12 protein-coding genes are annotated in these 13800 nt (G+C 39.4%); 7 read left to right on the top strand and 5 right to left on the bottom strand.

The features are described 5' to 3' along the window. Positions 1–106: 106 nt before the first annotated feature. A complete protein-coding gene (gene pcrA / locus ABF638_RS15785; protein ID WP_435023718.1) occupies positions 107–2428 on the top strand; it encodes a DNA helicase PcrA in 2322 nt (773 codons plus the stop codon). Between the two features lie 51 nt (positions 2429–2479). Here pcrA and ABF638_RS15780 read toward each other — a convergent pair whose 3' ends face one another. Genes ABF638_RS15780 through ABF638_RS15760 form a run of 5 tightly spaced genes read right to left on the bottom strand, consistent with a single transcriptional unit; the run spans position 2480 to position 6383 of the window. Next, entirely contained in the window at positions 2480–2773 is a 294-nt protein-coding gene (locus ABF638_RS15780) for an antibiotic biosynthesis monooxygenase family protein (protein WP_435023717.1), read from the bottom strand. A gap of 17 nt (positions 2774–2790) precedes the next feature. After that, positions 2791–3432, bottom strand: a complete 642-nt coding sequence (locus ABF638_RS15775; RefSeq protein WP_435023715.1) for a retron system putative HNH endonuclease — start codon at positions 3430–3432, stop codon at positions 2791–2793. Then, on the bottom strand, positions 3429–4868 hold the full coding sequence (locus ABF638_RS15770; RefSeq protein WP_435023713.1) for an AAA family ATPase: 1440 nt from the start codon (positions 4866–4868) through the stop codon (positions 3429–3431). The genes ABF638_RS15775 and ABF638_RS15770 overlap by 4 nt, the downstream gene beginning before the upstream one ends. Positions 4869–4924: 56 nt before the next feature. Further along, positions 4925–5458: a GAF domain-containing protein gene (locus ABF638_RS15765; protein ID WP_435023711.1), complete on the bottom strand. Its 534-nt coding sequence runs from the start codon at positions 5456–5458 to the stop codon at positions 4925–4927. A gap of 4 nt (positions 5459–5462) precedes the next feature. After that, on the bottom strand, positions 5463–6383 hold the full coding sequence (locus ABF638_RS15760) for a metallophosphoesterase family protein (RefSeq protein WP_435023710.1): 921 nt from the start codon (positions 6381–6383) through the stop codon (positions 5463–5465). A gap of 135 nt (positions 6384–6518) precedes the next feature. Between ABF638_RS15760 and ABF638_RS15755 the strand changes: the two genes are divergently transcribed. From ABF638_RS15755 to ABF638_RS15730, 6 genes are all read left to right on the top strand, one after another. Continuing rightward, positions 6519–7388 (top strand): hypothetical protein, encoded by an 870-nt coding sequence (locus tag ABF638_RS15755; protein WP_435023708.1) that lies wholly within the window; start codon positions 6519–6521, stop codon positions 7386–7388. Positions 7389–7425: 37 nt separating this feature from the next. After that, on the top strand, positions 7426–8259 hold the full coding sequence (locus ABF638_RS15750) for an ATP-grasp domain-containing protein (RefSeq protein WP_435023707.1): 834 nt from the start codon (positions 7426–7428) through the stop codon (positions 8257–8259). A 158-nt stretch (positions 8260–8417) separates the two neighbouring features. Beyond that, positions 8418–10823 carry a GH116 family glycosyl hydrolase gene (locus ABF638_RS15745; protein WP_435023706.1) on the top strand — a complete coding sequence of 802 codons (2406 nt, stop codon included), beginning with the start codon at positions 8418–8420 and terminating at the stop codon, positions 10821–10823. A 374-nt stretch (positions 10824–11197) separates the two neighbouring features. After that, a complete protein-coding gene (locus ABF638_RS15740) occupies positions 11198–11452 on the top strand; it encodes a cysteine peptidase family C39 domain-containing protein (RefSeq protein ID WP_435023704.1) in 255 nt (84 codons plus the stop codon). A gap of 1326 nt (positions 11453–12778) precedes the next feature. Next, on the top strand, positions 12779–13045 hold the full coding sequence (locus ABF638_RS15735; RefSeq protein WP_435023703.1) for a hypothetical protein: 267 nt from the start codon (positions 12779–12781) through the stop codon (positions 13043–13045). A gap of 31 nt (positions 13046–13076) precedes the next feature. Beyond that, positions 13077–13547, top strand: coding sequence for a HetP family heterocyst commitment protein (locus ABF638_RS15730; RefSeq protein ID WP_435023731.1), 471 nt, complete (start codon positions 13077–13079; stop codon positions 13545–13547). The last annotated feature ends 253 nt before the right edge of the window (positions 13548–13800 follow it).

The raw sequence follows: 13800 nt of genomic DNA, 5'->3' as shown, positions 1-13800 counted from the left end.
TTGACCAAGTTTCGTTAAGATATTGTAACCTGGGCAATAGCAACTCTCTATTAATGTGACGCCAGGCGTAGGCCTAGCCCGTCGGAGACATCGCTTTTTCACATCCATGACAACAACCATCGACTTTCTCAGTCACCTTAACCCTAGCCAACGTCAAGCTGTCGAACATTACTGCGGGCCGTTGCTAGTTGTTGCTGGCGCGGGTTCCGGTAAAACACGAGCGCTGACTTATCGCATTGCGAATCTGATTCTGAAACACCGTGTTGATCCAGAAAATATCCTGGCGGTTACTTTTACCAACAAAGCCGCACGGGAGATGAAAGACCGGGTTCAACGCCTGTTTGCAGAACAACTGGCGATGAAACAACATGGTCAGCGATTGGATTTGTTGACAGAATATCAACAAACCCAACTGCGATCGCAAGTTTACAAAAGTACTATCAAAGATTTGTGGTGTGGCACTTTCCACAGTCTATTTTCTCGCATTCTCCGTTTTGATATTGAAAAATACGTAGACGAAAAAGGACGCAAGTGGAATCGTAATTTCTCTATTTTTGATGAATCAGATGTGATGACTCTGATTAAAGAAATTGTTAATAAACAGCTAAATTTAGACGATAAGAAGTTTGACGCCCGCTCTGTTCGCTACGCTATTAGTAACGCGAAAAATCAAGGCTTATCACCACAAGAATTTGAGCAAGATCAACCCAATTATCGCGGACGGGTAATTGCCCAAGTCTACAATTTATATCAAGATAAGTTAGCAGAAAATAACGCTCTCGACTTTGATGATCTGATTCTTGTTCCAACTAGATTATTTCAGCAAAATGAGCAAGTATTAGGTTATTGGCATCGGAAGTTTTGCCATATCCTCGTAGATGAGTATCAAGATACTAACCGCACCCAGTATCAACTCATTCACCTATTGGTGACTAATGGCGAAACTAGAAAGAGCGAATGGGAATGGCAAAATCGCTCAGTTTTCGTTGTTGGCGATGCAGACCAATCAATTTATAGCTTTCGGATGGCGGATTTCACCATCTTGCTGGGATTTCAGGAAGATTTTGGTGATGGTTTAGTAGATGATGACACCCAAACGATGGTTAAGCTGGAAGAAAACTATCGTTCTTGTGAAAACATTCTGCAAGCGGCTAATGAACTGATTGAAAATAACACCCAACGGATTGATAAAATCCTGAAAGCGACGCGGGGGCCGGGTGAGCAGATTACTTGTCACAAAGCCGATGAAGAACTTGCTGAAGCGGCATTTGTGATTAATCAAATTAGCACTTTAGAAAACCAAAATCCAGAGTTAGACTGGGGTAGTTTTGCCATACTTTATCGGACAAATGCTCAATCTCGGCCATTTGAAGAATTGTTGGTAAAATATCAAATTCCTTACACAGTTGTGGGGGGAATGAGGTTTTACGATCGCAAAGAAATTAAAGATGTCATCGCATATTTAAGAGCGATCGCTAACCCATCTGATACAGTCAGTTTATTACGAGTTATCAATACTCCCCGGCGAGGAGTTGGCAAAACCACTATTGATGCTTTGATGAACGCCTCCCAACAATTAGGGACAACCCTGTGGGAAATACTCAGTGATGAGACATCAGTTAATACATTAGCTGGACGAGCGACAAAAGCTGTAAATAACTTTGCCGCAATGATCAGCCGTTGGCAAGCACAAATTGGCACGCTTCCCGTGACTGAGGTTTTGCAAGGAATATTAGAAGATTCTGGTTACGTTCAAGACTTGATGAGTCAAGGCACAGATGAAGCCACAGATCGGGTACAAAACGTCCAGGAACTTTACAACGCCGCACTGCAATTTCAAGAAGAAAACGAAGAGGTTTCTTTACGAGACTTTCTGAGTAGCGCTGCCCTTAGTTCCGATTTGGATAACTTAAAAGAAGGGCAAACAGCCGTTTCTTTGATGACTTTGCACGCTTCCAAAGGTTTGGAATTTCCCGTAGTGTTTTTGGTGGGATTAGAACAGGGGCTATTTCCTGGCTACCGTTCGCTGGGCGATCCTGCATCTTTGGAAGAGGAACGCCGCTTGTGTTATGTGGGAATTACTCGTGCCCAAGAAAGGTTGTATTTATCACACGCGCGGGAACGTCGTTTGTATGGTTCTCGTGAACCTGCGATGCGATCGCAATTTCTCGACGAATTACCAGAAGAGTTATTATCTACCAAACGCGCAAGCCGTCAAAGTTATACCAAAAGTGCCTCTACTCCCAGTGGAAAACAAGACTCAACGCAGAATTGGCAAGTAGGCGATAGAGTATTACACAAAACCTTTGGCCTTGGTGAAATCACCCATGTTTTCGGAACAGGTAGTAAGATGTCTGTGGCAATTAAATTTGCCAGTTTGGGACAAAAAATTGTTGATCCAAGAGTAGCACAGTTGCAAAAAGTTTGAAAACAAAGCCATAGATTCCCAACTTTTCAAAAAAGTAGGGAATCTTGTTTTTCATATTTCAATTTCCTCAAAGTGTTCAACAGTGGGAAATGGTTCATAAAAATGATGCAGAAGTTTTTTCCACTCTTGATACTCAGCAGAACTTCTAAATCCGACAGTATGAGATTCTAAATTTTCCCATCTGACAAGTAATAAGTATTTACCTTTGACTTCTATACATTTATGCAATTCATGGGATAAATATCCATCCATTGAGGAAATAATTTTAGAAGCTTTTTTGAAAGCAGCTTCAAAATCCGGTTCTAGTCCAGATTTGACATTCAGAATAACTGCCTCAAGAATCATACAATTTTTCCTAAAAATTACAAATAATTATTAAGAATATACGCAATAACAGCACAAAACTCTTCATTTTGCCCATTGTCATCTGGTTGACAGAAAGCTTGGAGTAACTTTTGTCGCTCATCCTCTGTGAGTTCCTCAAAACCTTCCAAGATACCTTCTATGGCATCACTACGCATTTTCTTTAGCTTATCAATATTCAGGTCAAGCTTATCAATTGTTGTGTCGGCTGCAAATTTTTTCTCTGAAACTTCTGTTGAGAGAATTTGTCCATCTTCTGTATATCTAAAGAACTCAGCACAGTTTATATCTAGAGGCGAAACCATGAGATTTTCGTCATACCATTCATCTTTCTTGCTTCCACAGTGCAGAGGTTCTTTACGTTCTCTTTCTCTTTGGCATGAAGCTAGCAAATTTGTATACTCTAGTGCTAACTTATGATAATTTTTTCTAGGCTTTAGATGTTCAATATGGCTAATGTCCTTGGTAATACGCCTTCCACAATAGCAACATATAAAACCTTGCTCTTGCAACAAGGAATTATGTACATCGTTTTTTTGTGGTTTACTGAAGTTCTCCCAACGTGGTTGCCAATCCTCATTTGCTATATTTTTCCAAACGGTAAAACTTTCTGGTTCCTCATTTTTTTTGATATATTTCACCGCTTCAAAATCTCTTTGCGTCGAATAGATACACTTGCTTTTACTAATTCTGGTTCATCTTGTCCAATAATATCAGCAATTTCCTGAGATAATTGCCTAGCACCATCAAGATTACCCTGATCAATAAGTCTAAATAACTCATGTAAACGATCTTTAATTTCTTGTGGACGTGCTGGAACACCCATGAGGTCTTCTAAGATACGATTGCTATCTCTCCCAAAAGAACTTTCTGGTCTTTTAGCAACAACACCTTCGTCTGTTTTTTCTAGAATATAAATTCCTTCCGGCTTGACTTGGCTAATTACTTGAGGCGAATGGGTGGTGACAATAAATTGGCAATTGGGGAATGTTCTTGTCAAAGCTGGAATAATTTCTCGTTGCCATTTGGGGTGTAAGTGTAACTCAATTTCATCAATTAAAACAATACCACTACCTTGAAGTGGATCTGGTAAACTAGGGTTGGCGATCGCTAATCGTCTTGCTAAATCTCCCACCATTGCCAGCAAGCATTTTTCCCCATCAGATAGCTGATTAACGATGAGTTTCTCACTTCTTTTTCTGATAGTCATTCGCAGAGGTGAACGCTCAACCCGTAAGTTTGAGAATTCTGGTATCAATGAAGATATAGCTTGTCTGACTGCTTCTAATTGTTTGTCTCGATAATCAGGATTATCTCTTCGTCTCTCATTCTCTAAGTCTTCTCGATTTCTAAACCATTCAAAAAATGCTTTGAAGTCTATTCTTCCTCCTGTAAGTGCCTGATTATATGCATCCACTTGCTTAAATGAACTTACCTCTGAAATCTCTAAAGGCATGTCAATAACAGCACGATTAACAGGGTAGTAAATTACTAAAGGAATGTTGGTTTCAGAACTGTTTTCTAACTGATGACGCAGAGCATCAACTACAGCTTGTAAACCTTTCGTGTATTGAAGACTAGAAAGAGTAGCAGGGTTATCATTATCCAAACTAACAGGATCAGAGATTTCAGGATCAATAATTGTAAATATAGAGTTTAATATTGGTTGCAATTTCTGATATTCACTATTTGATATTTGTTGCATACGAAACTTTTCCTTAAGCAAAAGGCTAAACTGAAAAAGCTCTCTATGTTTTGTCAGAGATTCTTGAATATCACCTGAACTAATTTTAGTTATATTTAAAACTATCTCCTGCGAATCTATTAAAAATGTAATTTCATTATGTGTTTCCTCACAGCCATTACTAATATCTTTATTATTAAAGAAACGTATGTAATCCGAAGAATTTTGAATATATGCTGTGAACTGTGATAGAAAAATAGCCAGACAGTCAAGAATACTCGATTTGCCAACGCCGTTAATACCAATTAGCACCGTTGGCCCCGTTTCATCGAACTCCAGGGTCAAATCGCCGATTCCACGGAAGGATTGCATTTTCAAGCGCTTGACTTTCATAGTTTTAACAAAGCTGAAGTAATTTAATACAGCTAAAAAATCGGGAAATAAAATAGCTAATTGAAAGCAGACTTGACATAACCAACTGCAATAGGTGTGATTTTTTCGACAAGATTATTAATTACCCCTCGTTCATATTCAGTCCAAACTCTGGGATTACCAAAAATGCATGGTTGTAAAATTCCCCAGAGTTGGCCATCTTGGCGGATATGGGCATGAATCAAGGCGCGATGTCCAAAATACTTCTGTTCAAATTCTCGATTTAAAATCTGAGAATCAGCAGTTTCTACATCTTCGACAAAGATTGAAGGTTCCGCACGTAGCGCAGCCGCAAACATTGGATCATCATCTACTAAAGTTGGGGGTTGCGCTTCCCATTTTTCATTGTAGACAGTTGGGACATCTGGAGTGCGAATCCAACAAAAGGCAACTCTACCAAGGTTAGTCTGTGGATTGTGCAGGTATAGAAAACATCTGTCGGATTGTAAAAAAGCGCCTATAGCTGGCAATAATGCAGAAAATATAGCATCTGGTGTTTGAGATGATTCTATAATATTGGCGATCGCAGAAGGAAGTTCTGGCTGAGTCATCTAACTAAGCTGATTTTAATTGAATAATACCTTTATCAAAAACGCGCTTATCAGTAGCGATCGCACTTACTTCTATTCTATCTGGATACACCTCATACGCTGCAAAACTCAGCTTCTCAGCAGAATGCTCTGTCCATTCTGAACGCCTTACAGGACGAGTACCTGCACCACCACCGGTAACTAAATAAGTCGTTCCATTAATAGCACGAGTGCGTTCATAATGGTGTTCGTGACCATTGATATAAACTTGAACGCCGTATTTTTGAAACAGCGGAGTAAAAGTTTTAATAAACTCTGGATTAATCCCATAGACACCAGATGCATAAATAGGATGGTGGCCAAATACGACTTTCCAAGGAGCTTTACTAAGACTTAATTCTTTTTCTAACCAAGGTAGTTGATTTTTCCAATCAGCATTACCGTTAGTATCTAAAGCAAAAAATTGCACAGAGCCACGGCTAAATGTATAGTAGCGTCTTCCCTTCATATTAAAGCCGGCATACTTGACTTGCGGATCACCATTAGCAGTACGAATATCGTGATTACCTAAACAAGCCTGAAATTTCACACCTTGCTTGAGTAAAGCTTGATAGGGACGCTCAAAAACTGCATTAATTTTCTCGATTTCGCCGTTATTGTAAATGTTATCTCCAGCTAAAACGACTAAATCATAAGGATTTTGTTTGTGATATGCATTCATTGCTCCAGCCACAGCATACTGTCCTTTAGCTCCAGTCCCCGTATCTGCTACAGACACAAAACGTAATAACAAGTCTTTTTTGGCTGGGTTGGCGGCTATAGCTGTTGTTGAATCAGTAATATCAGCACTTTGATTATTTTGACGAACTAACATCCAGGAAAAAAATCCTGTACTAATAGCGCTGAAGCTACTTAAAAATAAAAATTGACGGCGTTTTAGTTTCATAGCTCACCAAATTTAATAAATAGTCAGATTAGCCGAAGCAATGTGCAATGAAATGATACATTAAGGCAAAAGAAGGCAGCATCAGTAATAATATACGTTGTTTGTCTTTGATTCGCTGCTTTTGGTGAAAGTTCCATGTCACAAGACAATCAGTCAAAACCGACGGATGAGCAAGTAACTCAACCTCCCCAAAAACCTTACCAGAGAGTTCAGCCCTTTTGGAAGGCTAAAATTATCCAACTCCTCCGAGGGACGATTGGGGTTTTAGAAACAACGGTGGACAAACTGGAGACAGCACCCCCACCTGGTACTGAGAAAACACCCAGTTTTTTCCAGCAGCTTCAGTTGCGATGGGGTGGATTGTTAAGGACAATCCGCTTGTTTTTACCATCCAATTTGTCAACAAAGTTATCAGATACAGCTTTGACGGGAATTGTTACTGGAATTGCTGTAATTCTCATTTGGACAACTACGACTGTCTTGACTGGTAAACCTACTGAAATAGCAACAGTTCCCCCAGTTGAGGAGGTTCCTGTACCGACACCAACGATAATCACGCCACCGGAGTCAGTTACACCTGAACCACAACCACCAGAGGAAATTACGCCGCCGCCAGAAGTAGAAACCACCCCACCAACGCCGGAACCGGAACCAGAAGTAACTCCCACGCCAACGCCGACACCAATCATAGAATTGACACCAGAACAAGCCTTGATTGCGGCTATTGAAAATCAGGTAGCCGAAATTAGCGATCGCATTGCCTCTGGTCTGATAAAGTCAATTGAAGCCAACTTTCGCACGAGTAATCTTACAGTCAAAATTAGTGATGATTGGTACACTCTCCAAGAATCTCAGCAAGACAAACTAGCTGCGGAGATATTACAACGCTCTCAAGAACTTGATTTTACCCATTTAGAAATTATCGACTCCCAAAAGAGGCTAATAGCTCGTAACCCAGTTGTTGGTACTGAGATAGTGATTTTTAAACGGCAAACAGCAAGTTAAATTAATTCGTAATTTAGAGGTTTAACTTTAAGTATTTATGTTAGACAACGTTTCGCTATTGCTGCAAGCTTGTAACAACTTAAACATCAGCTATGAAGTTATTCATCCTGCTGAAAACTTAATCAAAATAAAACTCAATAATAAACCCCATTATTTTTGTAACTATAGCACCCCGTTGATTAATCAAGCAGTATCACATCTTATGAAAGATAAGGAATACACTTACCATGTTTTAAATAAAAAAGTTAAACTTCCTCGGACAATAGGTTTTCTTTCTCCTTTTTGTGACATAGAGTATAAAATCTACTTAAAATTTCCCACTATTCAAAATATCGTATTAGAAATAAAAGAAAATTTTGAAACGCCAGTGATTATTAAAAGGAATTCTGGCTCTAGCGGACATAACGTCTTTTTATGTCAGAATCAAGATGAAATTGAAAATGCTTTAAAAGAAATTTTTAATGTCAATTTTAAAAAGTATGATTATGTCGCTCTTGCTCAAGAATTTATTGACATAAAATCTGAATATAGAGCAGTTTTCTTAAATAAAGAGTTAGTTTTGCTCTATGAAAAAGATATAAGTAATGCAGAGTTTGCAGGGAATCTTAGCCCTCTGCACTGGAATGGTGCAAAAGCAAAGTATATCAACGATCCACAAATATTGTCAGATATTGCTAATTTTGCTAAACCAGTTTTTGAAGAATTAGACCTTGATTATGGTGGCTTAGATATCGTATTAGACCGAGATAATCAATATTGGTTAATTGAAATCAATTCTCACCCAAATTTTAGCATTTTTACTAGGGACAATGGAGAGGAACATGTGCTGAAAATTTTTGAAAAAATGATAATTAGCCTAGCTTCAAAATAACCCCGTCTAATTGTTTCTCCAGCGCTGAAGCCTCCAGCAAGAACTGCCTTCTTCAACCAAGATTGAAACATTATTATGCTATCACCGCGTTTTACTTGAGAAAAATCACACATCGCGTTAGTCTTCATTGACGTAACCGCACGCTGTAACATCAGGTGATGACAAATCAACTCTCCCCGAAAATTCCCTCTTGTACTTGGAGCCGTCCTATCGGCTTAGGCTGGGACAAACCTTATACCGTCCGCTACGCAAGTAATATTGATGATGGCCCTTGGCATGGTACGCCTTTAGGTGGCTTTGGTGCAGGTTGCATTGGTCGTTCTTCACGGGGAGATTTCAACCTGTGGCACATCGACGGCGGTGAACATACCTTCAAAAACGTTCCCGCTTGTCAATTCAGTGTGTTTGAATCCAATGGTACATCTTCTCAAGCCTACGCTTTGTCTACGCAAGCACCCGATGATAGCACTCTCCAAGCTTGGCAGTGGTATCCGACACTTGCCGACACAAAAGGAACGGGCAATTATCACGCGCTATACCCACGTAGCTGGTTTGTGTATGAAAATGTATTTCAAGCACAGTTGACTTGTGAGCAGTTTTCACCAGTCTGGGCAGGCAATTATCAAGAAACTAGCTACCCTGTGGCGCTATTCCTCTGGAATGCCCACAACCCCACAGATGCACCTATTACTCTCAGCATTATGCTGACTTGGCAAAATATGGTGGGCTGGTTTACTAATGCCCTCAAATCTCCCCAAGTGCAAGTGCGCGATGATGGTAGTCCGGTTTACGAATACCAACCACGCTGGGGCGAAAGTCAAGGAAACTATAACCAAATAGTTGAAAATACACAACAGTTTGGTTGTGTATTAGGTCGGGTTGGTAGTGATGCTTTGCAAGAAGGTGACGGAACTTGGTGTATTGCGACGCTGAAACATCCCCAAGTTGAATTATTCCACCACACCCGCTGGAATCCAGAAGGAACTGGTGAGGAAATATGGGAAAGCTTTGCTAAAAATGGTTCTTTGCCTAATTATGTAAATCCGACTCCAGCAATAGATAATACACAATTAGGGGCTGCGATCGCACTACGTTTCACTCTCCAACCAGGTGAAACTCTCGAAATCCCCTTTGTCCTCGCTTGGGATTTGCCCATTACAGAATTTGCCGCCGGAGTCAACTATGATCGCAGATATACGGACTTTTTTGGTAAAAGTGGAAATAATGCTTGGGCGATCGCATCGACTGCGTTACAAGAATACCAAACCTGGCGATCGCAAATTCAGAGTTGGCAACAACCGATTCTCGACCGGGAAGATTTACCCGATTGGTTTAAAATGGCTCTATTTAATGAGCTTTATGACCTCACCAGCGGCGGTACTCTCTGGAGTGCAGCATCAGAACTTGACCCCATCGGTCAGTTTGCGGTGCTGGAGTGCTTAGATTACCGCTGGTATGAAAGTCTAGATGTGCGGTTGTATGGCTCTTTTGCCCTGCTGATGCTATTTCCAGAATTAGAAAAGTCGGTGATTCGGGCATTTGCACGGGCGATTCCTCAAGGTGATGATACTCCCCGAATCATTGGTTATTACATGACAATTAAGGCAGAAAGCCCGATTGCAGTTCGTAAAGTCGCAGGTGCAACACCCCACGATTTAGGCGCACCCAACGAACACGTTTGGGAGAAAACTAACTACACCAGCTATCAAGACTGCAATTTGTGGAAAGATTTGGGTAGTGATTTTGTCTTGCAAGTGTACCGTGATTTTCTGCTCACGGGTGCTGACGATGTAGAATTCTTGGCAGATTGTTGGAATGCGATCGTTCAAACCCTTGACTACCTGAAAACTTTTGACCTTGATGGCGATGGGATTCCCGAAAATTCTGGTGCGCCTGACCAAACCTTTGATGATTGGCGGTTACAGGGTGTCAGCGCCTATTGTGGTGGATTGTGGTTGGCGGCGCTGGAGGCTGCGATCGCAATTAGCGATATTTTATTAACTTACCAGACAGGTAACACAGCGGAGTTGGCAACCCAAAAATCTATTTATGAAACTTGGTTACAACAATCTCTGCCTATTTACCAAGAAAAACTCTGGAATGGGCAATATTACAAACTTGATAGTGAAAGTGGTTCCGATGTGGTGATGGCAGATCAATTGTGCGGACAGTTTTATGCTCGTCTGCTGGATTTACCTGATATTGTACCGAGCGATCGCGCCCTTTCTGCCCTAAAAACTGTTTATGATGCCTGCTTTTTGAAATTCTGCAATGGTGAGTTTGGTGCTGCTAATGGTGTTCGTCCTGATGGCTCACCAGAAAATCCCCAAGCTACTCACCCCCTAGAAGTTTGGACGGGGATAAACTTTGGGCTGGCGGCTTTTCTCGTGCAGATGGGAATGAAGGATGAAGCGTTGAGGTTGACGCAAGCTGTGGTGCAGCAAATTTATAACAATGGTCTGCAATTTCGCACACCTGAGGCTATCACCGCAGCGGGTACTTTCCGCGCTAGCACTTACCTGCGACCAATGGCGATTTGGGGAATTTACTTAGTTATTAATTGATTAACGGTCAAAGCGATTCTCGTTTTGATGCAACATACGTAGGGGTATACAGCTACCCCTACCAACAGTCATATTTCATGTATAATATGCGCGTTGCCAAATTTAGCCCATCTTCATCTGAGAAGGCAGAGTCTAGATTTGTGATTTTATTTTCCGAGTGTTTCCGGAAGTGAAGGAAAATTACAGTAATGGTAAGAGTTGAAGGATTGAGAATTCAAGACTACTGTTTCAAAAAATGCAAATATTACTAGCTTTAGCGATAAATATTGCTAATATTTCCCAGACTATGTTCACAATCAAAGGCTAGGTTATGGCATTCCTATTCCTTTACTCAACAACAAAGTTCACCAGATCGTCGTGCTACGTGCTTGGCAATGATTAGCCAATACTGGAGCTTATGTTTAAACTTCTACACTTTGCGTCAGTTAGCGCGGGTAGATTATAGACGTGTATCTCTCCAGGGTTTAGCAAAAGCAGCCCAAACTTTGGGATATGAAGCGCTATCAGTGAGGGCGAGTCTTAGTAAGCTGGACTCATATTATAACCCACGGATAGCTTATTGGCAAGAAATTCATTATATAGTTGTCTGGAGAGTTAAGAGCGATCGCATATTTATTTCCCAACCATAGCCAAGGCGTGGCTTTCGCATCCAGAGTTTGAAGTTAGCTCAACAGGATAAAGCTTCTTTTCCCTTAATGTCTTTGCCATCAGCTTCTTGATTTTGGATATTTGGCGCATACCTTAACAGCGCAGTGTTCTAGACCGAGATATTCTTGTTGAGCAAGGCATTCATGAATAACTCATGGTAATTGGTGTTTTTACTACTATTTAGTCCAACTACCACTACATTTTTAATCTCAATTTTATAAAAATTTTAAAGATTAATACATAAAAAATTTACTATTAAATCAGATTAATAATATTCTGTGTTAGCTGCTTTATCTCTATTACAAAATTATTTAATCTTGTATAGCCTTAGTCTGCGACATCTTTTTTGGTAAAAGTATCCAGCTATGGTCGCTTTACTTGACTTGTAATGATTATGATTAAAACTATGAGACTATTATTCACTTTTGAAATATAGGTAGGGTGCGTTACGATTTGCTAACACACCCTACAAGAGTATTGAGATTCTTTAAACAACTTGCAATTCCTATATCTATATATTTATTATCCATAGCCAGGAATTTTATTTTAAAACTAGGCTATCTATAATTGCTGACTGATAATCATGAAATATTCATGATCAGTTTACGGCGATTTCATGTAGACATGCTGAAGCTGTAGTTCTTGTAAATCAAGAAATACAAGGCTAATAGATATAATCCTCTAATTGAACTTATTGAAAAATAGGTTCAAAACTATAGCTGTTAAGACTTTTTATTATCTATCTTCTACTATTTTTGGAAGTTGTTTTACATCATACTTAGTGGTAATATCTTCTAGTGACTCGACAATACTAAAGGGTTTAAATTGATATTGTGTGAGGGGTAAGACCCCTCATGAATTAGCAAAGAGGGACAAAAGTAAAAGTTGCACAATACGCAAGTAAGTATCAGAATACATTCAGTAAATTTAGCTTATAAATCTGCTAACTTAGTAGATGACATTAACGACAAAAAATAGTATAAATACGAATGACGTTGTTAACGCTCAAAGATAAATAAATTTTCTCCACTATCCAAAAAAATATGCGATTTTCCCGGAAAATGCCTAATTCAACAGTAGTAAGAAATACAACCGTTTGAACAGAGAAAATTTATTGAATTAGGAGTTGAGAAAGTTTAAGAAGATAAAACTACATCTACCAATAATCACACTAAGATTTTGTCCTATCAGTCACACGACAAGACAAAAGATAAATTTTGAACTTTCACTTACTAACAAGTAAAAGCTACAGTTTTCTCCATTAATTGGAGGGAATCTGGATAATTAAGACTGAGCAGCCAACAAACTTGATTAAAAACAATCAAGTTTTTAATCAAAGGTCAGTTCATGGAAAGAATCATCAGCCTGAGTCTTCACCGCTCAAAGCTGCAAGAGTCAATCAGAGCTTGGGAAAGTTATGTATACGTCTGTTGATTGATGAATTTTTATCTCTTGTCAACATCCAACACAGTCCCATTGCTGATAATTTCCGAGAAGCGATTCAACAGCTGCAAAAGGCTAGTGCAGTCTGTACACCTCAATTGAAACAGCAACAATCGCAGAACCTGAACTAGTTTACTTCATCCCAGATAACTAAAAACTATGATGAATCAAGACATTGCTGGCATTAGTAGCAACTTAGATAAGACAGTCAAGGCTCAACAATTTGACAAAGTAGTTGAAGCAATTCTTGCTGGGAAGTATTCCTGGGCATGTGTTTTAATGCTGAGATTTGGTGGTTATAATCCTCTCCATTACATTCCATATCGCACCTACAATCGATTGCTCAAAGAAAACTCTCAAGCTAACAGAACAAAACAACAGCAAAGTGAAAATCTAAAAATGCTGAAAAACGCTAATGATTCAAGGTCTGATAGTAATGTATCATCAAGCTGCTTAAGCAAAATTAAAGACCTAGCTTATCTGGAAGTAGTTGGAAAGAAAAAAACAGAAATCCGTGGTGGTAGTTTAGACCAGAGATTGGCAAAGCACATTAACGAACATCAATCAAGCAAGTCACCATTAAAACCAGAAAATTCTCAAGACATTTCCTTGAAATCTTGTGGATTCAATTAAAAAGTATTTTGAATCAATAGATTCTGCCCTAGTGGTGATTAAGTCTCTGAGAACCTGCTGTGCTAATTTAAAATTTATGGCATGGCAGGTTTTCTATAGCACTCATGAATTTGATAATTCTTTGCAAAAATCTGCCAAAATGGCAAATATATACTGACAGTATTGGTAAACTAATAACAACTACAACTTAAACCAACATAGAGGTGATTGGCAAGCAAGTTAATTTTAAAAAATAAAATCAATGATTAGTTCT

The sequence above is a fragment of the Nostoc sp. CALU 1950 genome (assembly GCF_051172895.1).
GTDB lineage: Bacteria > Cyanobacteriota > Cyanobacteriia > Cyanobacteriales > Nostocaceae > Nostoc > Nostoc edaphicum_A.
This window is presented reverse-complemented; position numbering and strand designations above follow the sequence as displayed.